This window comes from Actinoplanes sp. NPDC026623 (assembly GCF_040638275.1).
Classification (GTDB): domain Bacteria; phylum Actinomycetota; class Actinomycetes; order Mycobacteriales; family Micromonosporaceae; genus Actinoplanes.
Genome location: NZ_JBEZXZ010000162.1, coordinates 1 through 19930, shown reverse-complemented (window position 1 = coordinate 19930; position 19930 = coordinate 1). Strand labels below are relative to the sequence as shown.

The following is a 19930-nucleotide window of genomic DNA, read 5'->3' as shown; positions in this document are numbered from 1 at the left end:
CACAGGTGGGCGATGGCGGACGCCGGATCCTCGATGGCGTCCGCGACGCTGCGCATGAAGCCGGCGGCCGTGCCGCCGTCGCACACCCGGTGGTCGAAGACGAAGCTCATCTGGGTGATCTTCCGGACGCACAGTTCGCCGTCCACCACCCAGGCCCGGTCCATGATCCGGCCGAAGCCCAGGATCGCCACCTGCGGGTGGTTGATGATCGCGGCGCTGCCGTCGACCCGGAACCCGCCGTAGTTGTTGAGCGTGAACGTCCCCGCCGCGAGCTCCCGGGCGGTGGCCCGGCCCTCGCGCGCGGCGGCGGTGACCCGGCGGATCTCCTCGTCGAGGCGCGCGGTCGTCATCGTCTCGGCGCCGATGACCGCGGGCACCACGAGCCCGCGCTCGCCCTGCACGGCGATGCCGAGGTTGACCGCGTCGAACTCGACGATCTCCTGCCGCTCGGTGTCCACCCGGGCGTTGAGCATCGGGTACTGCCGCAGGCCCGCGACCACGAAGCGGGCGATGTACGCGAGCAGCCCCGGCCCGGGAGTGCTCTCGCGCAACTGCCAGAGCCGGGTGGCGTCGACGTCGACCCAGACGGTCGCCTCGGGGATCTCCGCGCGGCTGCGCGTCAGCGCCGCCGACACCGCCCTGCGGAAACCGTTGAGCGGCACCCGCCGCTCCCCCGCCGCCGCCGCCGGGGCGGCGCCGGCCGGCGGCTGAACCGGTGCCGGGCGCGACAGGGCCCGCTCGACGTCGGCGCGGACGATCAGGCCGCCGGGCCCGGTGGCCTCGACGGTCCGCAGGTCGAGCCCGCCCTCGCGGGCGAGCCGGCGCACCAGCGGTGAGACCACCAGCGGCACCCGGAACGGCGCGGGACTCACCGCGGCCGGGGCGGAACCCGCCCGCGGGCGGCGGCGCCGCGAGGTGACCGCGCCGCCCGAGGTCCCGTAGCCGATCAGGACGTTGCCGGAGCCGGCCCGCTCCTCCTCGCGGTAGACCTCGGCCTCGGGCACGAGTGAGGCCTCCGGCACGAGTGAGGCCTCCGGCACGAGCGCGGCCTCGGGCACGAGCGTGGTCACGGTGAGCAGCGGCCTGCCGACCTCGAGCGTGACGCCCTCGCCGGCGTGCCGGGTCGCGACCCGGCCGGCGTACGGCGTCGGCACCTCGACCAGCGACTTGGCGGTCTCGACCTCCACGACGGCCTGGTCGACGGCGACGGTGTCACCCTCGGCCACGAGCCAGCGCACCACCTCCGCCTCGGTGAGGCCCTCGCCGAGGTCCGGCAGCAGGAAGATCTGCTCGCTCATCGGTCCTCCCACTGCAGGTCGTCAACGGCGTCGAGAACGCGGTCGACGCCGGGGAGCTGGAAGTGCTCCAGCTTCGGCGGCGGGTACGGGATGTCGAATCCGGTCACCCGGCGGATCGGCGCGGCCAGCGAGTGGAAGCACCGCTCGGTGACCCGCGCGACGATCTCCGAGGAGACGCTGGCGAACCCGGACGCCTCCGCGACGACCACGGCGCGGCCGGTGGAGCGGACCGCGGCGCAGACGGTCTCGTCGTCGAACGGCACGATCGAGCGCAGGTCGACGACCTGCAGGCTGCGGCCCTCCTGCGCGGCGACCTCGGCGGCCTCGAGCGCGACCGGCACGGACGGCCCGTACGCGATGAGCGTGGCGTCGGTGCCCTCGCGGCGCACGACGGCCGTGCCGATGCCGGGCGCGCGCACGGGGAGCTCGACCTCCTCCTTGCTCCAGTAGAGCTTCTTCGGCTCGAGGAAGACCACCGGGTCGGGCGAGGCGATGGCCTCCCGCAGCAGCGCGTACGCGTCGGCCGGCGTCGCCGGCGCGACCACGTGCAGCCCGGGGGTGTGCGCGTAGTACGCCTCCGACGAGTCGCAGTGGTGCTCGACGCCGCCGATGCCGCCCGCGTACGGAACCCGGATCACCATCGGCAGCGTGACCCGCCCGCGGGTGCGGTTACGCATCTTCGCGACGTGGCTGACGATCTGCTCGAACGCCGGGTAGGCGAACGCGTCGAACTGCATCTCGACGACCGGGCGCATGCCGTTCATGGCCATGCCGATCGCGACGCCGACGATGCCGGACTCGGCCAGCGGCGTGTCGAAGCACCGGTCCTCGCCGAACGCGGCGGTGAGGCCGTCGGTGATCCGGAAGACGCCGCCGAGCGGGCCGACGTCCTCGCCGAAGACCACGACCGACGGGTCCTCGGCCAGCGCGTCGCGCAGCGCGCGGTTGAGCGCCTGCGCCATCGTCAGCTTCTCGTGCGCGGTCATCGCGGCGCTCCTTCGCGGTCGAGCTCGTCGGCGACCAGGGCCGCCTGCTCCGCCAGCTGCGGGGTGGGTTTCGCGTACACGTGGGCGAACAGCATCGCGGGGTCGGGCTCGACGTCGCGGTTGAGGCCGTCGCGGACGTGCTCCGCCATCCGTTCGGCCCGCGCGGTGATGTCGGCGTGCAGCGCGTCGGTGAGCAGCCCGCGTTCCCGCAGGTGCAGCTCGAGGCGGGTGAGCGGGTCGCGCTCGACCCAGGCCGCCACCTCCGCGTCCTGGCGGTAACGGGTGGCGTCGTCGGCGTTGGTGTGCGCCTGCATCCGGTAGGTGTGCGCCTCGACCAGCTGCGGGCCCTCGCCGGCCCGGGCCCGGGCCACGGCGTCGCCGAGGACGGCGAGCAGCGCGGCCATGTCGTTGCCGTCGACGCGCCGGCCGGGCATGCCGTAGCCGATGCCCTTGTGCGCCAGGGACGGCGCGGCGGACTGGCGGGCGAGCGGGACGCTGATGGCGTACTCGTTGTTCTGCACGAAGAACACGACCGGGGCCTTGAAGACGGCCGCGAAGTTGAGCGCCTCGTGGAAGTCGCCCTCGCTGGTGCCGCCGTCGCCGCACATCGCCATGGCGACGGTCGGCTCGCCACGCAGGCGCGCGGCGTGCGCGACGCCGACCGCGTGCGGCAGCTGGGTGGCCAGCGGCGTGGCGTGCGGGGCGACCCGGTGCTCGTTCGGGTCGTAGCCGCAGTGCCAGTCGCCCTTGAGCAGCGTCAGCGCCTCGACCGGGTCGACGCCCCGGCCCATCGCGGCGACCGTGTCGCGGTAGGTCGGGAAGAGCCAGTCCCCGTCGGCCAGCACCTGCGCGGCGGCGACCTGGCAGGCCTCCTGCCCGTGCGAGGAGGGGTACACCGCGAGCCGGCCCTGCCGGACCAGCGCGTACGCCTGGTCGTTGAACCGCCGGGCGGTGACCAGGGCATCGAAGGCGCGGACCAGCTCCGCGCCGTCCGGCAGGGGGTAGCCCGCCGCGTCGGCCGGTCGTCCGTGCGCGTCGAGGAGCATGACGGGCTCCGACGGCAGGAGGTGGTGCAGATCACCTGTCATGCAGCCATGGTGATTGCCCGACCAATCGGATGCCAGAGGCCGGTAAAGACCGAGAAGATGTACTCTCCAACCGCCTGATCACCGACCAAACGTCCGATCGGAGCGCCCCGCGAGCGTGGAGGACGAGACAAGTGGCCAGCCCTCTCGACGACATCGACCGGCAGATCCTCGGGGAGCTCGTCCGCGACGGGCGGATGTCGATGCGCACCCTGGCCGAGCGCCTGCACATCTCCCGCGCCAACGCCTACGCGCGGGTCGAGCGGCTCCGCGCCACGAACGTGATCCGGGGGTTCCGCGCCGACGTCGACCCGGTCGCGGCGGGCCTGGGCACCTCGGCCTACGTCACCGTGAATCTGCAGCAGGCGGAGTGGCGGGTGGTCGGCGAGCAGTTGCGGGCGCTGCCCGGGGTCGTGCACATCGCCTGGGTCGGCGGCGAGTTCGACGCGATCCTGCTGGTCCGCGCCCGGGACAACGCCGACCTCGGCCGCCTGGTGCTCAACGTGATCCAGGGCATGCCCGGCGTCGTGAACACCCGCACGCTGCTGGTGTTCGAGGAGGCCGAGTCGCCCGCCGCCGTCTGGGAGTGAGAGCTCAGCCGATGATCACGGTCTGCAGCTCGGTGAAGGCCTCCATCGGGTGCGCGCCGCCGACCCGGCCGATGCCGCTGCCGGAGCCGGAACGCCCGCCGAACGGCAGGTGGCTCTCCCAGTAGTTGGTGGACTCGTTGATGTTGACCCAGCCGGTGCGGACCGCGTCGGCGAAGGCGAGCCCGGCGGACAGGTCGGCGGTGTAGACGGCGGCCAGCAGCCCGTACGGCGAGTCGTTGGTCAGCCGGATCGCCTCGTCCAGCGAGCCGATGCCGACGATCGGCGCGATCGGGCCGAACGTCTCCTCGGTGGCGGCCGCCGCGTCGGCCGGCACTCCATCGAGGACGGTGGCCGGCCAGTAGAGGTCGGTGGCGAAGCCGGTGGCCCGGGCGCCGCCGGTGAGCACCGTGGCGCCACGGCGTACCGCGTCGGCGACGTGATCGTCCATCTTGGCCGCGACCGCGGCGTTGTTCAGCGGGCCCATCGTGGTGGCGTCGTCCAGGGGGTCGCCGAGGCGGACCCGGTCCCGCACCGCCCGGGCGAGCCGGCCGGCGAAGTCCTCGCGGACCCGCTCGTGCACCAGCAGCCGCTCGCCGGCGGTGCAGCTCTGCCCGGCGCACAGGAAGCAGGCCAGCAGCGCGCCCTCGACCGCCCGGTCGAGGTCGGCGTCGGCCAGCACCACGATCGGGCCGTTGCCGCCCATCTCCAGCAGCGTCGCCTTGCCGGCCGCCGCGGCGGCCACCAGCCGGCCGGTGGCGGTGGAGCCGATGAAGGCGACCGCGTCCGTGCCGGGGTTGCGGGCGAGCTCGTCACCCACCACCGGGCCGGGCCCGGTCACCAGGTTGACCACCCCGGGCGGCAGGTCGGCCTCCGCGAGGCACTCGGCCAGGGCCACCGCGGACACCGCCGTCGACGGCGCCGGGGTCCAGACCACCGTGTTGCCGCCGGCCAGCGCCGGCGCGATCAGCTCGGCGGGCATCGTGTACGGCCAGTTCCACGGGGTGATGACGCCGACGACGCCGCGCGGACGGCGGATCAGCATCGCCCGCTTGCCGGCGCTCGACGAGTTCGGCAGCAGCCCGCCCAGCCGCTTGCCGTCCTCGGCGGCCATCCGCCAGTACCCGACCAGCTCGTCCACCTCGTCGTACGCCTCGGCGCGCAGCGGCTTGCCCTGGTCGAGGGTGAGCGTGCGGGCCAGGGCGTCCCGGCGGGTCTCGATCACGTCCGCGACCCGGTGCAGCAGCGCCGCCCGGTCGAATGCGGACAGTCGCGCCCAGCCGCCGGCGGCGCGCCGGGCCGCCGCGATCGCCGCGCGGGCGTCCTCGCGGTCGCCGTCCGGCACCGTGCCGAGCTTCTCGCCGGTCGCCGGGCTGGTCGCGACGGTGGTTGCGGCGGAGCGCGCGGAGATCCAGGCGCCGTCCACGAACATCTGAAATTGCATGAGTCTCCCTGGCCGACGGTGAGGCGATCTCACCTTAGCCAGGCCCGTCGCGCGCGGTGCGGGCGCCGCTCAGCTGGTGAAGCTGCCGCTGCGGGCGCGCTCCGCCTCCATCAGGGCGATCTCCTGCGCCCCGGACAGCACGACGCCGCGGTCCGGCTCGAAGTCGAGTTCGGTGCTGCGGTCCTCGTAGTCGACCGCGTTGAGCATGACCTTCATCGCGTTCAGCCGGGCGCGCTGCTTGTCGCCGGACCGGATGATCACCCACGGCGCGCTGACGGTGCCGGTTCTCCTGATCATCTCGTACTTGCGCTTGGTGTAGTCGTCCCAGCGGTCCTGGGCCTGCGAGTCGATCTCGCTGAACTTCCACTGGCGCAGCGGGTCGGTGTGGCGGCGCGCGAACCGCCGCCGCTGCTCCTCCTTGGTGACGCTGAAGTAGAGCTTCACCAGGATCGTGCCCTGGCGGACCAGGTCCTTCTCGAAGCCGGTCACGCCCCACATGAAGTGCTGGTACTCGTCCTGCGTGCAGAAGCCGCAGACCGGCTCGACCATGGCCCGGTTGTACCAGCTGCGGTCGAACAGGACGATCTCGCCGCCGGCGGGAAGCTGCGCCGCGTAGCGCTGGAAATACCACTGTGACCGCTGGTCCTCGCTCGGCCGGCCCAGCGCGACCACCCGGTAGTGCTTCTCGTTCATGTAGCGGGTGACCCGGCGGATGGTGCCGCCCTTGCCGGCGGCGTCCCGGCCCTCGAACAGCACGATCATCCGCATCCGGTGCTTCTCGAGGTGCCGCTGCAGCTTGAGCAGCTCGACCTGCCACGGGCGCAGCTCGGTCTCGGCGCGGAGCTTGCGGGACACCCGCTTGCGGTCGCGCTTGAGCTCCTGGAGCTCCTCGACGGCGGCGTGGTAGGCGTCGACCACCTCGGAGACCGGCGTCAGGCGGTCGTCGAGCAGGACGAGGGCATCGGAGTCGGGCGGCACCCGCTGCACCGGGCCGAGCGGCCACACGCCTCGGGCCGCGCTCCCGTTGACGACGTCACCCGCCGGGTCGTCAGTGGCGAGCCGTGGAGATCCCGCACCGGTCATCGGCTACTCCTCCCAGGTTCGTCCGCGCCGGCCATCGCCGTTGACCCCCGCACGGACCCAGTGAGCATCCCCCGGCGGAACCGCCCGCTCCCTCACCCCGGCCGGATGATCCCGATGAATGTCCCCGGCCGGATCTTCAGCGAATCGGCGCCGGGCGACCACCCGTACGGGATGAGGCCGTCCGTTCGGTGATCCGCGAGGCTGTCATCCGCAATCCTAGGACAAAACCGAGGGATGGAGCCCGCTGTGGCCGTATCACGGGAGCAGAGTGCGGCGGCTCCGTCGCCGTTCACGCCGATCGCCGACTACGCGTTCCTCTCCGACTGCCACACCGGTGCCCTGATCGCGCCGGACGGCTCGGTCGGCTGGCTCTGCGTGCCGAGCTTCGACTCGCCGAGCATCTTCGGCACCCTGCTCGACCGGCAGGCCGGCTACTTCAGGATCGGCCCCTTCGGCATCCACCACCCGACCGCCCGTGCGTACGAGCCCGGCACGAACGTCCTGGTCACGACGTGGAAGACGCCGTCCGGCTGGCTCGAGGTGCGCGACGCCCTGACGCTGGGGCCGCACGAGGAGCCGGACGCGGTGACACCGCACACCCGTCCGCCGAACGACAACGACGCCGACCACGTGCTGGTGCGCACCGTCCGCTGCCTCGACGGCCTCGTCGAGGTCGAGCTGGTCTGCGAGCCGGTGTTCGACTACGGGCGGGTGCCGGCCGAGTGGACCATGGGCGCGGGCCCGCAACGGCACACCGCCGACGCGACCGGGGCCGGCTGCACCGTCGGGCTGCAGACCGACCTCTCCCTCGGGCTGGAGGGTGACCGGGTCAGGGCGCGGCACAACCTGAGGGCCGGCGAGGAGATCTACTGCGCGCTGTCGTGGGCTACGGACCGGGCCACGGTGCCCGACCTCGACGACGCCCGGCGCCGGCTCGACACCACCGTCCGCTGCTGGCGCGGCTGGCTGGACCGGGCCCGCATTCCGGATCACCGCTGGCGCGACGCGATCCAGCGGTCGGCACTGGCCATCAAGGGTCTGACCTACATGCCGACCGGCGCCACGGTGGCGGCGCTCACCACCTCGCTGCCCGAGACGCCCGGCGGCGAGCGCAACTGGGACTACCGCTACACCTGGATGCGCGACTCGACCTTCACCCTGCAGGCGCTGCACTACCTGAACCTCGACTGGGAGGCCGACGAGTTCATGCAGTTCATCGCCGACCTCGAGCCCAACAAGGACGGCTCCCTGCAGATCATGTACGGCATCGACGGCCGCCGTGACCTGACCGAGTCCACCCGCGACGACCTGTCCGGCTATGCCGGCGCCCGCCCGGTGCGGGTCGGCAACGGCGCCTTCGACCAGCGGCAGAACGACGTCTTCGGCGCGGTGCTGGACTCGATCCTGCTGCACACCCGCCGCAGCCAGCGCCTGCCGCGCCGGCTGTGGGCCATCGTCGAGGCACAGGCGCGCTGCGCCGAGGCGGTCTGGCGGGAGCCGGACCAGGGCATCTGGGAGGCCCGCGGCGAGCCGCAGCACTACGTGTCGTCCAAGCTCATGTGCTGGGTTGCCCTCGACCGCGCCGCCGCGCTCGCCGAGATCCGGTCGGACGCCGGCCTGGCGGCCGGCTGGCGCGCGACGGCAGACGAGATCAAGCAGGACATCCTCGACAACGGCGTCACCGAGGACGGCGTGCTGCGCCAGCACTACGCGACCGATTCGCTGGACGCGTCCACGCTGCTCGCGGCGATCTTCGGGTTCCTGCCGCACGACGATCCGCGGCTGCGGGCCACGGTCGACGCGATCGCCGAGCGGCTGACCGAGGACGGCTTCGTGCTGCGCTACCGCACCGACGAGACCGACGACGGCCTGGCGGGCCGGGAGGGCTCGTTCCTGATCTGTTCCTTCTGGCTGGTCTCCGCGCTGGCGGTCGTCGGCGAGGAGCAGCGGGCCCGCGACCTGATGGAGCGCCTGCTGCGGATCGCCTCACCCCTGGGGCTGTACGCGGAGGAGTTCGACGTGGCCACCGGACGCCACCTGGGCAACTTCCCCCAGGCGTTCTCACACCTGGCATTGATCGAGGCCGCGGCGCGCATCATCGTCATCGAGTTCCGGCACGAGTACCTGTCCGTGTAATGGCAAGCCGGGCCGCGATTCCACGGCGTTTCCACCCTGAAATCCCTCGCACCATCCGCCCCGGACGATCCCCCGGGGTCCGGTACGGCGGACAGTGAGGAAATGAACCCGCCAGCCGAGCGACCCGCCGTTCCGACGGCGCGAGCGCTGTATCAGCTCAGGGTCTCCGGGTCCATCCCGGCGGACCTGGTTCGCGACCTCGAAGGCGTCAACATGACCGTCGAGCCGGCACAGACCGTCCTCTACGGCACGCTCCCGGACCAGTCCGCCCTGTTCGGGCTCCTGGTCCGGATTCACGATCTCGGACTGCAACTGCTGGAGGTTCGCCGGATCACCGACGAGGACATCGCCGACACGACATGACCCGTCGCCGGCGGCGCGCCCTGCCCTTCAGCCCCGGCTCGAGTTCGACATCGCCGCCGTCGACCTCGAGCTCGAACTCAGAGCCCGGCTCAACGCGCGACCGAACAGCACCGTGGCCGTCACCCCCGCATCGGGATGACGGCCTCTCGTACGTCTGACGGTGCCCGCCCTACGGGTTCCGGGCGAAGGCCAGCCGGCGCAGCCGGACCCAGTCGACGGCGGGCTTGGCCGGCGGCACGCCGGGCCGCTCCCGCGGCAGCCGCACCCGCAGCGCCCGCGGCACCGTGGTGCAGCGCACCGGGGTGGGCATCAGAATCGCCTCACCGTCGATGCCGACCGGGATCTCGGCCGCGTCGGAGTCGACGATCACCTCGGCGCCGGTCAGCCGGAGCAGTCCGCGCTCGCGGCTGCGCCGCAGCAGGCCGACCGCCTGGCGGGCGTTCGCCACCGAGATCGCCACCAGGCCCAGCACGCCGAGGTCCAGCCGCGCCCGGCGGCCCAGCCCGGCCAGGTCGGTCGACCCGTACGGGTCGTTACTGACCAGGATCGCCTGCGGGCCCTCGATCGTGACGTCCCCGATGCGCGCGGTCAGCCGGGCGCCGCGATGGCCGGCCAGCTCGTCGGGGAGCAGCCGCAGCGTGGTGCGCGTCTTGTCGTCGCGGTACTCGGGACTCTGCACGATCTCCGCGTACGCGCCGAAGGACGCGTTGTTGACGAAGGTGCGGTCGCCGATCCGGCCCAGGTCGACGCGCATCTCCACCCCGTCGGTCAGGCCCTTGAGGCAGGTGGCGGGGTCCTCCCGGTCCAGGCCGAGATCGAGCGCGAAGTGGTTGCGGGTGCCCGCGCTCACGACCAGGAAGGGCAGGTCGTGCTCCGCCGCGATCCCGGCCACCAGCGCCTGGGTGCCGTCGCCGCCGGCCACCCCGAGCAGGTCGGCGCCCCGCGCGACCGCCTCGCGGGCGAGCACGGCGACGTCAACGGTTCCCGGGCCGTCCAGCAGGGCCACCTCGGCACCCATGGCCTCGGCCTTCGCCTTGAGGCCGAACGTCGTCACCTTCCCGCCGCCGGACCGCGGATTCATGATCAGGAACGGACGCGTCGCCGGCTCGGCGTCGTAGGTGTCCGTCCGCTCGCCGACGTCGCCGGCCGCCAGCGCGACGCGGGCCGTGGCGATCGAGAGCGCGAACAGCCCGAGCGACACGACGGCCACCCACAGCAGGTCCGCCCGGATGTAGAGCACGAGCACGGCGACGGGCGCGAGGACCGTCAGCACGACGGCCAGCGCCCGCGACACGCCACGCCCGGCGAGGACCCAGTACGCGCCGGCGACGAAGAAGACCACTCCGGCGACGCCGACCGCCACCATCGCCAGGCCCCGCCCGCCGCCGCCGGCGAACGCCACCAGCACGACGGCCGCGGCGAGCGCCAGCGCGAACGCGCCTCGGGCCAGCCAGACCTGGGCCCCGGTCACGGCCGGCTCCACGGTGACGCTCATCTGCTCGGTCCTCATCGGGTCGGGTACGGCGGGCCGGGGAGCGGGGGCCGGGTCCGGAACGAGGCCTTGCGGACGGCGCTGCGGGCGGACCCGGAGACCAGGCTGCCGATGGCTATGCCGAGCACGAAGTTGAGCGAGGCCGTGGCGATCCGGCTCTCCTGCGATGCCTTGACGGCGAACGGCGCGAGCATGGCGGCGAGGGTCGCCAGGCTGACGATCCAGGCGAAGAACATGCCGGACTTGGGCGTCGACAGCAGCAGCAGATGCATCAGCCCGGTGGCCAGCAGGGCCGCGACGGCCGCGCCGGCGGCGTACTTGATCGTGTCCGCGTCGCCCCAGACCCCGTCGCCCTTGGGCGCGAGAATGGGTATGTCCAGGACTCCCCGGCAGAAGAGGATCCCGACGATCACGATGAGGGCCGCCACGACGGCGGCGGCCACCCCGCCGGCCCAGAGGACGCCGGCGTCGACCGGGCGGGGGGTTCGGGTGGGCAACGTCATGGCATGATCCCCTCGGGGGCGCGTGGATCCGGTTGGCTAGCAGCATCGCCGGGACCCGGCGGACTGCCCTCACCCCGCGCGGGTGATCCGGCCGGCTTCGGCCCCGCGCGCCCGCCCCGGCGGGTATTCAGACGCCGGTCTGCACCTCGACCCGTCCGTCGCGCACGCCGGCCCGCAGCCTGTCGAAGTCCTTCTCGTTGATGTCCGCGTAGGACTCGCCGAAGGCCGCGAGGGCGTTCTCGAAGCGATCGGACGAACCGAGATACTCGGCGATCGCGATCCGGTCACCGGACCGCGCGTGCGCCCGGGCCAGGGTCCGGCCGCAGATGGCCGCGTACATGCCGAGGCCGCGCGGCGGCATCTCCTCGATCACCGCGGAGCCCTTCCAGTCGCGCAGCTGGCGCACGTAGAAGTCGCGGTCCTGACCGTCGATGCCGTGAGCCCGGTGGGTGCCGAGGAAGATGTCGCCGCTGGCCTGCATCAGGCGCTGACCGGCGACCACCCGCTCGCCGTGGTGCGGGTATTCGCTCGCGCCCGCATACTCCTCCAGCACCGAGGCACCGGCCTCCTTGGCCTGCAGGAACAGCGGATCCCCGGCGTCGCGGCCGAGCAGCAGCAGCACCCAGGCACGGGTGCCGACGCTGCCGACGCCGACCACCTTGCGGGCCATGTGCACCAGCTGGAACTGCGAGAGCAGGTGCCGGCGCTCGGGCGAGAGCGACCCGCGATACCCGCGGACCACCGTCTGCATCCAGTGGAACAGCTCGTCCGCCGAGGCGCTGGGCATCAGGTCCTCGATCGGCACCACCGTCGGCGGCGCCGCGGTGATGCGGCGGTGGCCGTCGACCACCTCGGAGAGCTTGTCCAGGGCGTGCAGGCTGTCCCGGGTCCTGGCCTTGCGCAGCGCCGCCTCGGTGCGCTTCACCTGCGTCGGCGGCAGGATCGAGCGCCACTGATCGAGCACGGTCTGCACGTCGAGCTGGGCATACCAGACCTCGAGATTGGTGCGGGCGGCGAAGTCGCGCATGGCCTTGCGGTAGGCGCCGGCCGCGATGAACGCGATCCTGTCGCGCTGCTTGCGGGTGAACCCGTTCTGCCGGCCGGCCACCGCGAAGCTCGCCACCAGCCGCTTGATGTCCCACTCCCAGGGGCCCGGCAGGGTCTCGTCGAAGTCGTTGATGTCGAACACCAGGGTGCGCTCGGCGGACGCGAACATGCCGAAGTTCGACAGGTGCGCGTCGCCGCAGGCCTGCACGCGGAAGCCGGACGTCGGCGTGGCGGCGAGGTCGCCGGCCATGAGGACGGCGGCGCCGCGATAGAACGTCAGCGGGGAGACGAGCATGCGGCCGTAGCGGATCGGCACGAGCTCCGGCACCCGCGCCACGTCCTCGGCCGCGAGCACGGCCACCGGATCGCGGCCGTCGCCGGAGTGGATTTCAGCGTGTGCGTCCAGGGGGGTGACCTTGCGGGCGGCCTTGCCCAGCCGGGCCCGCTCCGCGGGGCTGAGGTGCTTCACGCCGTCGTACGGTGTCGGTTCCGGGTTACTCGGCATCTGGCCACGCTGCGCCGGTCGCGCCCGGTTGCCATCATCCCTGGCGCATGAGCCGCGCGTTCATCCCGGCGGGATGTTTCGGGCGGACGGCCGATCGCGTCGAATTACGGCGTTGCCGGCGTTCCTCGGAGGTAGGCGGTCAGCGTGAACGAACCAGGAGACGGCTCCGGATCCGGCGCGCGTTCCCGGGCGCGGTGGGGCGTTCAGCTGCTGCGGCAGCTCCGGGTCACCCTCGCCGGTGCCCGCCGGCTCGGTGTCACCCTGGTGCTCGGCTGGCTGTCGATGGCCGCGACGATCGCGATGGTGCCCGGCGTCTCGGCGTCGCTCGCGGCGGACGTCCTGCTGGCGACGGTGCTGCTCGGCCTGCTGGCGGCGCTGCTGCGGCCGCTGCTGACGTCCTTCGCCCTGCTGCTGGGGTGGGCCGGCGTGCTGGTGGCCGGGCTCGGCGCCCAGGCGCTGCTGTTCTACCTGGCGCTGAGCCTCACCCCCGGCATCCACGTCGACGGATTCTGGGACGCCTTCTGGGCCTCCTGGCTGTTCGCGTTCCTGATGACCATCGTGACCTGGCTGGCGACCGCCGGTGACAGCGCCGCGTTCCTCACCCACCTCGTGCAGCGGGCCGGCGCGCCGGCGGAGCCCGGGATGGCGGGTTCCGTACCGGGGGTGGTCTTCGTGCAGATCGACGGCCTCGCCGCGCCGCTGCTGCGGTGGTCCGTCCGCTCGGGCGATCTGCCGACGCTCAGCCGGTGGATCCGCTCCGGCAGTCACCACCTGACGGACTGGCACGCGCAGCTTCCGGCGACCACGCCGGCGAGCCAGGCGGGGCTGCTGCACGGCGCCAGCGACCAGGTGCCGGCGTTCCGCTGGTACGAGAAGGAGACCGGCGAGCTCCTGGTCGCCAACCGCCCCAAGGACGCCGCGGTGATCCAGGCCCGGCTCAGCGACGGCCGCGGCCTGCTCGCGGACGGCGGCGTGAGCATCTCCAACATCTTCTCCGGCGACGCGCCGACCAGCCTGCTGACCATGAGCGGCCTGACCAGCCGCACCGCGCCCGCGCGCCAGGGGCCGTCGCGCACCTTCGCCACGTTCTTCATCAACCCGTACGGGCTGACCCGCTCGGTGGTGCTCACCGTCGCCGAGATGGTCAAGGAGATCCATCAGTCCCGGCTCCAGCGGGTGCGCGGGGTGGAGCCGCGGATCCGCCGGCGCGGTTCCTACATCCTGCTGCGCGCGGTCACCAACGTCCTGCTGCGGGACCTGAACGCGGGCCTCATCGCCGACCAGATGATGGCCGGCACGCCGTCGATCTACTGCGACTTCACCGACTACGACGAGATCGCGCACCACGCCGGGCCGACCCGCCCGGAGTCGCTGGCGTCGCTGGCCGGCATCGACCACCTCATCGGGGTCCTGGAACGCGTCGCCGAGCGGGCGCCCCGCCCGTACCGTTTCGTGGTGCTGTCCGACCACGGGCAGAGCCAGGGCGCGACCTTCCTGCAGCGCCACGGCCTGCCGCTGCAGGATCTGGTACGCCAGTTGATGGGCTCCGGAACCGTCGCGGCCTCGACCGGGCTGGATGAGACCGTCGGACCGGTGAACACCTTCCTGACCCAGGTCGCGCAGCAGGGCGGCCGGACCGGACGGCTCACCCGGCGCGCGCTGCGCACCCGGACCCACGACGGCCAGGTCGAGCTGGAGAGCCTGGGGCCGGGCACCGACGAGGTCGCGCACGAGTCGGACCTCGTGCTGATCGCGTCGGGCAACCTGTCGATGATCTACTTCACCCGGCTGCCCGGGCGGCTGGTCCTGGAGGAGATCGAACAGCTCTATCCGGGCCTGGTCGGCACCCTGACCCGGCACCCCGGCATCGGCTTCATCACGGTACGCACCAGCGGCGAGGGAACGGTCGTGCTCGGCCGCGACGGAATCCGCTACCTGCAGGAGGGCCGCGTCGTGGGCACCGACCCGCTCGCCGGCTTCGGCCCGCACGCGGCGGCCGACGTGCTGCGGCACGACGCCCTCGAGCACGTCGGCGACCTCGTCATCAACAGCCCCATCGATGCCGACACCGACGAGGTGGCCGCGTACGAGGAGCTGGTCGGCTGCCACGGCGGCCTCGGCGGCTGGCAGACCGAGGCGGTGCTGGTGCACCCGAAGGACTGGCTGGTCGCGGCCCCGCCGCTGATCGGTGCGGACGCGGTGCACCGGCAACTGGTGAGCTGGCTGGAGCAGGCCGGGCACCGCGACCGGCTGCGCACCGACGCGCCGGCCCGGTGAGACGGCGCAGGGCCGCGGCGGGGGCGGAAGGCCCCCACCACGGCCCGAATCACCGGCCCGGACGGCTGCCGTCAGGCGGTCGGCGGGGTGTTGGCGGCATCCGGAGAGCCGTGCAGCGCCTCCTGCAACTCCTCCTCGGTCTCCTTGGACAGCGACGACTTGAGCACCGTGCCGCCGTAGTGGCTCAGCGCCTCGACCGCCTTGTCCGGGGTGACGTGGCTGACCACGAGGAAGAGGGCCGAGGTACCCGGCTGGAGCTGGTCGCGTACCCGATCCTGGAAGTCCTTGTGGATGCCGCTCTTGGCGACCTTGCCCATCAGGGCGCCGAGGCCGGCGCCGACGGCCATGCCGAAGAACGGGATGAAGAAGAGCATTCCGAACAGCAGGCCCCAGAACATGCCCCACGACGCCCCACCGGTCACCGGATGGTGGCTCGTGCTGACGTGGAATCTGCCCTCCTTGTCGCGACTGATCGCCGCGATGGCCTCGGGCTCGATGATGAGATCCCTGGCGAGTCGACGCGCCTCCCCCGCCGCCTCGGCGGCGGTCGTCTCGTCCGGATACCCGATGGCGACCAGAGTGGACATGCGGATCCTTCCTTCGGTTCGTTACCCGGTCGGCGATTGCCGCCGAGCGGTTCCTGCGGAGCTGACGCCTCACGGGTCGCAGGACACCCACCCCGAGGGAATCGCACGGGGGCGCGGCGGCGGCTCATCCCGCCCGGATGAGCGTCGCCGGGCGTCGAACGGCGCCCGGTCCGGCCCGGTACGCCCAACCGGAGCCCACTCACCCAGGCGGGGTGAAGATCCGCACGCCGCGCCGCGACACGATGGAACTCCCGTAGCCCGGAGGTGCCTGATGCTTGCCCTGGACCGAACATGACCCGGGATGACGACGTCGCTGCCGGCGTCAAGGTGCGACCGGAGACGAACGAGGCCGACTTCGCCGGCGCGATCTACGGCTCCATGCTGGCGGCGTCGGTCGTCGTCGGCGCGGGACTCGGCGCCGAGGGCCACGCTCCCCCGCCGATACGGCTGGCGGCGCTGCTCGTCGCCACCGGCGTGGTCTTCTGGATCGCGCACGCGTACGCCCGGCTGGTCGGCGACCGCATTCATCGCGCCGTCATCAGCCGGGCGGAAGTGGCCAGGATCGGCCGGCTCGAGTGGCCGCTGCTGCAGGCGACGTTCCCGCCCGCGGCAGCGGCCATCGTGCTGGGCCTGCTCGGCGCGAGCAACAAGGCGGCCGGCTGGACGGCGCTGCTGGTGGCGATCGCCGGTCAGATCGGCTGGGCCACCGTCGCCGCCCGCCAGGCGGGGGCGAGCAGGTCGCTGATGTTCCTGACCGCCGTGGTCAACCTGTTGCTCGGTTCGGTGATCGTGGTGCTCAAGGCGATGCTCCAGCACTGAACCCGCCCGGCCCGGCCGGGCCGGGCCTCAGGCGGCGGTGAGCACACGACGGGCCCAGAACACCATGGCTACCTGGATCAGGCCCATGAGGACCAGCCAGGCGCCGGTGAGGTAGACGAACGCGACCACCGAGATGTCGGGCCAGAGGAGCACGACCAGGGCGGCGACGATGCTCAGCGCGCCGAGGGCGATCTGCCACTTCCGGTATCCGCCGCCGGGCCCGCCGAAGGCGGAGATCAGCTCCAGGATGCCGCCGATGAGCCACATGAGCCCGACCAGCGTGACCATCAGGGCCAGGGTGACCAGCAGGTTGCGAAGCGCGATGACGCCGGCGACCACGAAGAACACCCCGATGAAGCCGAGGATGGCGCGCTCGGCGCCGTCGCGCACGGTGCCGGTGATCCCCTGGACGATCCGGACCACGCCGTGCAGCAGCAGCCAGATGCCGAAGAGGCCGGCGATCACCTTCAGCGTCGCCTCCGGCCAGACCAGCATCGTGATGCCGAGCACGACGCTGAAGAGGGACGAGCCGAGGGCCAGCCACCACATGGCCTTGGCGAAGGACCTCGTGGCGTCGGTCTGCGGCGCAGAGACGGCCTCCGAGGCGTGGGTATCGGACGGGTAGGGGACCGAGGCAGTCATGCGCCCCTCCTGGGAGTCGACGGTGAGATCACAGTGGCACCGAACTTCTCCGGGCGGCTCACCACGAGCGGATGAAGCTCACGCGGCGGCGTCGTCGCCCGGGCGGCGCCGCTCGACGCCGAACACCGAGACCAGCCGGGCCACCAGCGTCACCAGGAAGATCTGGCCGCACAGCGCGTCCAGCACGGCCAGGCTGCGCCCCGGCGCGGTGGCCGGCGTCAGGTCGCCGTATCCGGTGGTGGTCAGCGTGACGAAGGCGAAGTACTGGATGGAGTCGCCGTCGGCCGTTTCGTCGCCGGTGAAGAACTGCCCGGGCCCCAGCCTGGCGGCCGCGGTGAACAGGGCGACGAAGACGAACCCGACCATCAGGTACGCGGAGAGGGCGCCGAAGATGGTCTGCATCGTGACCACCGGGTGGCGCAGCACCCGCCCGACCACCACGAACACGGTCAGCAGCAGGAATCCCGCCGTCCACAGGGCGGCGATCCCCTCGATCACCCGGCCGTGCAGCACCAGCACCAGGACGGCGATGAGCACCGAGCCGGCCAGCAGTGCCCGGCGCAGCCACCGCGCCGTGCCGATCGGCAGCCGGGCGAACCTCAGGGCGAGCACCAGTACGCCGACGTAGAACAGCAGGGTGATCAGCCGCGCCAGGAGGCCGTCCAGCATCCCGGCGACGACGAAGCTCGCCAGCAGCAGAGCGAACACCATCCCGTAACGGTCCGGTCGCTCACCCGGGCCGGACCGCGCTTGTGGTGCAGACATCGTCCCCGCCCTTCCCGGCTGCGGCGGCGGCCCCCTTTTCGGGAGGCCGCCGCGTCGCGCGTTCGGCGCTACTCGGCGGCTTCGCGGCCGTGCACCGCGAGCGCGTAGATGATGATCACGTCCATCGCGATGATCAGGATCGACCACAGGGGATACGCCGGAATGAAGGCCATGTTCACGACCGCGCTCACGACGGCGAGGATGATGCCGACCGTGCGCCCCCAGGTCTTACCCGTCATCACCGCGAACCCGGCGGCGAAGGCGACGATGCCGAGGATCAGGTGGACGAATCCCCACGCCGTGTAGTCGACTGATACGACCAGCCCGGAGCTGCCCACCAGGTAATATCCGTCGTCGAAGAGGGCCACCAGGCCGGATATCGCCTGGAAGAAGCCGACCGTGATCATCATGATGCCGGCGAAGTACACCCAGCCGAGCCAGGCGGTCCGGGTCGAAGCGGATTTGTCGAAGGTCTGTGCCATGTCGCTCCTACTTCCTGTCGGATGACCGCGGCGTGCCGAGTCGGTCATGTGCGTCGATTCGCGCCGCGAACCCGGCCACGCGGGGCCGAGTTCGTGTATCGATTTTCTGCGCCGCCGCGGCCGTCGGCATCGCCTCCGGCGGATGAGGCGCGCGGCCCCGGACGGCGCCGCACGGACGGCATTTCGCCGCCGTCCCATCCGCACAGGGGGAGCTCGGAGGCCATCGGTGAGACGTACGGTTTGGGCTCTGCACAGCTCCCGGCGGAAGTGGAGCCAACCCAAATGACCGAGCCTGAAGTACCGGACATCGAGCAGGAACTCGCGCGCCTGCGCGCCGAGAACGAGCGGCTCCGGGCGCTGGTGGACCGCCCGGTGGCGGTGGAACGAAAGCCTCGTGGGCGCCGGGTCGGGCGATGGACCGGTGCGACCGTCCTGCTGGTGATCGGCTGCCTGCTGCTGCCGGTCGGAGCGGTGGCGCTGTTCGCGCGGGCGGTCGTCTTCGACACCGACCGGTACGTCGCCACCGTGGCGCCGCTGGCGGAGGATCCCGCCGTGCGCAACGCGGTGGCCGACCGGATCACCGCCGAGGTGTTCGCCGCGCTCGACATCGACGGATTCACCCGCCAGGCGATCGACGCCCTGGTGAAGCAGGGCGCGCCGGCGGAGCTCAGCATGCTTCAGCAGCCGATGGTCAACGGCGTGCGCTCCTTCGCCCGCTCGCAGGTCTACAACGCGGTCAGCTCGGACCTGTTCGCCCGGGCCTGGGAGCAGGCCAACCGGGCGGCCCACGCCGGCCTGGTCGCCGCGCTCCGGGGCAACAAGGGCGGCGCGATCGAGGTGGAGAACGGCACCGTCTCGGTCAACCTGGGCACGTTCATCAACGCCATCAAGCCCCAGCTGATCTCGGCCGGCGTGCCGTTCGCCGACCGGATACCCGCGGTGAACCTGTCCTTCCCGCTGGTGCAGTCCGACGCGATTCCCAAGATCCAGCGCGCCACGTCGCTGCTCGACCGGCTCGCCGTGCCGCTGGTGCTGTTCGCCTTCCTGCTGCTCGCCGTCGCGGTCTGGCTGGCGCCGAACCGCCGGCGCATGCTGTCCTTCGCCGGCCTCGGCATCGCCCTGTCACTGCTGATGCTGCTCGGCGGGCTCGCCGCGGGCCGCGAGTACTACCTGACTCACCTGCCGCCGAACACCCTGCCCAGCGACGCGGCCGCCGTCGTCTGGGACACCCTGACGGCGCAGTTCACCGACCGGTTGCAGACCGTCGTGCTGGTCGGCGTCGTGATCGCGCTCGGCGCCTGGGTGGTCGGGCCGGGCGAGCTCGCCCGCGCGCTGCGTACCGGCGCGAACTGGCTGGTCGTCAACGCCCGGGTGGGCGGGCGCCGGCTGGGCTGGCGGCCCACCGCGGTCGACCGCTGGGTCGCGGACCACGTCACCTGGCTGCGCGCCGGCGCCCTCGCGGTGATCGTCATCTGGTACGCGCTCTGGACCCGGCCGACCACCTCCGTCGTGATCGGGCTGACGCTCACGCTGCTGGGCGTGCTCGCCGTCATCGAACTGCTCCGCCGCGGCACCGACCTGCCGCCCGAGCCCGACCCGGAGATCACCTCGCCGATGATGCCGGACGCGGCCCTGCCGAGCACCTGACCCGGGGAGTCCACCCCGATACGAAGGCGGGGCCGGGAACCCCGGCCCGCCGGGGGTTTGGGGGGGGTGGGGGGGGTTCGTGGTGTTTGTATTCTTGGTTTTTGTTGTTTCCCAACTTTTACCGGATTCTTTCCAGGGGTGGTTGTTGCGTATGGGGGTGGCGGGGGGGGTTGGGGGGGGGG

The 19930-nt window shown here is 72.3% G+C and carries 18 protein-coding genes; 6 read left to right on the top strand and 12 right to left on the bottom strand.

What is annotated here, in order from left to right; genetic code table 11:
• The 3 genes from AB0F10_RS33750 to pdhA form a co-directional block, all read right to left on the bottom strand.
• Positions 1 to 1298, bottom strand: a 1298-nt coding sequence (locus AB0F10_RS33750; protein WP_360634480.1) for a dihydrolipoamide acetyltransferase family protein, incomplete at its 3' end; no start/stop codon positions are given.
• A complete protein-coding gene (locus AB0F10_RS33745) occupies positions 1295 to 2284 on the bottom strand; it encodes an alpha-ketoacid dehydrogenase subunit beta (protein ID WP_360634477.1) in 990 nt (329 codons plus the stop codon). The genes AB0F10_RS33750 and AB0F10_RS33745, both read right to left, overlap by 4 nt.
• A complete protein-coding gene (pdhA, locus tag AB0F10_RS33740) occupies positions 2281 to 3372 on the bottom strand; it encodes a pyruvate dehydrogenase (acetyl-transferring) E1 component subunit alpha (RefSeq protein WP_360634474.1) in 1092 nt (363 codons plus the stop codon). The genes AB0F10_RS33745 and pdhA overlap by 4 nt, the downstream gene beginning before the upstream one ends.
• A gap of 131 nt (positions 3373 to 3503) precedes the next feature.
• Between pdhA and AB0F10_RS33735 the strand changes: the two genes are divergently transcribed.
• Entirely contained in the window at positions 3504 to 3959 is a 456-nt protein-coding gene (locus AB0F10_RS33735; RefSeq protein ID WP_360634471.1) for an Lrp/AsnC family transcriptional regulator, read from the top strand.
• Positions 3960 to 3963: 4 nt separating this feature from the next.
• Here the strand turns inward: AB0F10_RS33735 and AB0F10_RS33730 are convergent, their stop codons facing one another.
• Together AB0F10_RS33730 and ppk2 are read right to left on the bottom strand one after the other, a co-directional pair.
• Positions 3964 to 5400, bottom strand: coding sequence for an aldehyde dehydrogenase family protein (locus AB0F10_RS33730; RefSeq protein ID WP_360634468.1), 1437 nt, complete (start codon positions 5398 to 5400; stop codon positions 3964 to 3966).
• Positions 5401 to 5469: 69 nt separating this feature from the next.
• The gene (gene ppk2, locus AB0F10_RS33725) at positions 5470 to 6483 is read right to left on the bottom strand and encodes a polyphosphate kinase 2 (protein ID WP_360634465.1); all 1014 of its coding nucleotides are present in this window, start codon (positions 6481 to 6483) and stop codon (positions 5470 to 5472) included.
• A gap of 246 nt (positions 6484 to 6729) precedes the next feature.
• On the opposite strand from ppk2, the gene AB0F10_RS33720 reads away from it, so the two are divergent.
• Positions 6730 to 8619 (top strand): glycoside hydrolase family 15 protein, encoded by a 1890-nt coding sequence (locus AB0F10_RS33720; protein WP_360634462.1) that lies wholly within the window; start codon positions 6730 to 6732, stop codon positions 8617 to 8619.
• A gap of 102 nt (positions 8620 to 8721) precedes the next feature.
• Positions 8722 to 8982 carry a hypothetical protein gene (locus AB0F10_RS33715; RefSeq protein ID WP_184995105.1) on the top strand — a complete coding sequence of 87 codons (261 nt, stop codon included), beginning with the start codon at positions 8722 to 8724 and terminating at the stop codon, positions 8980 to 8982.
• A gap of 169 nt (positions 8983 to 9151) precedes the next feature.
• Here AB0F10_RS33715 and AB0F10_RS33710 read toward each other — a convergent pair whose 3' ends face one another.
• The 3 genes from AB0F10_RS33710 to AB0F10_RS33700 all read right to left on the bottom strand — a co-directional run bounded on the left by AB0F10_RS33710 (position 9152) and on the right by AB0F10_RS33700 (position 12493).
• Positions 9152 to 10477, bottom strand: a complete 1326-nt coding sequence (locus AB0F10_RS33710; protein WP_360634459.1) for a diacylglycerol kinase family protein — start codon at positions 10475 to 10477, stop codon at positions 9152 to 9154.
• An 11-nt stretch (positions 10478 to 10488) separates the two neighbouring features.
• Entirely contained in the window at positions 10489 to 10977 is a 489-nt protein-coding gene (locus AB0F10_RS33705; RefSeq protein WP_360634456.1) for a DUF6069 family protein, read from the bottom strand.
• A gap of 127 nt (positions 10978 to 11104) precedes the next feature.
• Complete coding sequence (locus AB0F10_RS33700; protein ID WP_360634453.1) at positions 11105 to 12493, bottom strand: DUF2252 domain-containing protein; 1389 nt, start codon at positions 12491 to 12493, stop codon at positions 11105 to 11107.
• Positions 12494 to 12673: 180 nt separating this feature from the next.
• Here AB0F10_RS33700 and AB0F10_RS33695 point away from each other — a divergent pair, with 180 nt between their 5' ends.
• Positions 12674 to 14806, top strand: a complete 2133-nt coding sequence (locus tag AB0F10_RS33695; RefSeq protein WP_360634449.1) for a phage holin family protein — start codon at positions 12674 to 12676, stop codon at positions 14804 to 14806.
• 71 nt (positions 14807 to 14877) lie between these two features.
• Here the strand turns inward: AB0F10_RS33695 and AB0F10_RS33690 are convergent, their stop codons facing one another.
• Positions 14878 to 15393, bottom strand: coding sequence for a DUF1269 domain-containing protein (locus AB0F10_RS33690; RefSeq protein ID WP_360634446.1), 516 nt, complete (start codon positions 15391 to 15393; stop codon positions 14878 to 14880).
• A 291-nt stretch (positions 15394 to 15684) separates the two neighbouring features.
• Between AB0F10_RS33690 and AB0F10_RS33685 the strand changes: the two genes are divergently transcribed.
• The gene (locus AB0F10_RS33685; RefSeq protein WP_360634443.1) at positions 15685 to 16212 is read left to right on the top strand and encodes a hypothetical protein; all 528 of its coding nucleotides are present in this window, start codon (positions 15685 to 15687) and stop codon (positions 16210 to 16212) included.
• A 27-nt stretch (positions 16213 to 16239) separates the two neighbouring features.
• Here AB0F10_RS33685 and AB0F10_RS33680 read toward each other — a convergent pair whose 3' ends face one another.
• The 3 genes from AB0F10_RS33680 to AB0F10_RS33670 all read right to left on the bottom strand — a co-directional run bounded on the left by AB0F10_RS33680 (position 16240) and on the right by AB0F10_RS33670 (position 18101).
• Positions 16240 to 16854 carry a DUF308 domain-containing protein gene (locus tag AB0F10_RS33680; protein ID WP_360634440.1) on the bottom strand — a complete coding sequence of 205 codons (615 nt, stop codon included), beginning with the start codon at positions 16852 to 16854 and terminating at the stop codon, positions 16240 to 16242.
• Positions 16855 to 16932: 78 nt separating this feature from the next.
• Positions 16933 to 17565, bottom strand: a complete 633-nt coding sequence (locus AB0F10_RS33675; RefSeq protein WP_360634437.1) for a potassium channel family protein — start codon at positions 17563 to 17565, stop codon at positions 16933 to 16935.
• A gap of 122 nt (positions 17566 to 17687) precedes the next feature.
• On the bottom strand, positions 17688 to 18101 hold the full coding sequence (locus AB0F10_RS33670) for a hypothetical protein (RefSeq protein ID WP_360634434.1): 414 nt from the start codon (positions 18099 to 18101) through the stop codon (positions 17688 to 17690).
• Positions 18102 to 18383: 282 nt separating this feature from the next.
• On the opposite strand from AB0F10_RS33670, the gene AB0F10_RS33665 reads away from it, so the two are divergent.
• Positions 18384 to 19748 carry a hypothetical protein gene (locus AB0F10_RS33665; protein ID WP_360634431.1) on the top strand — a complete coding sequence of 455 codons (1365 nt, stop codon included), beginning with the start codon at positions 18384 to 18386 and terminating at the stop codon, positions 19746 to 19748.
• The last annotated feature ends 182 nt before the right edge of the window (positions 19749 to 19930 follow it).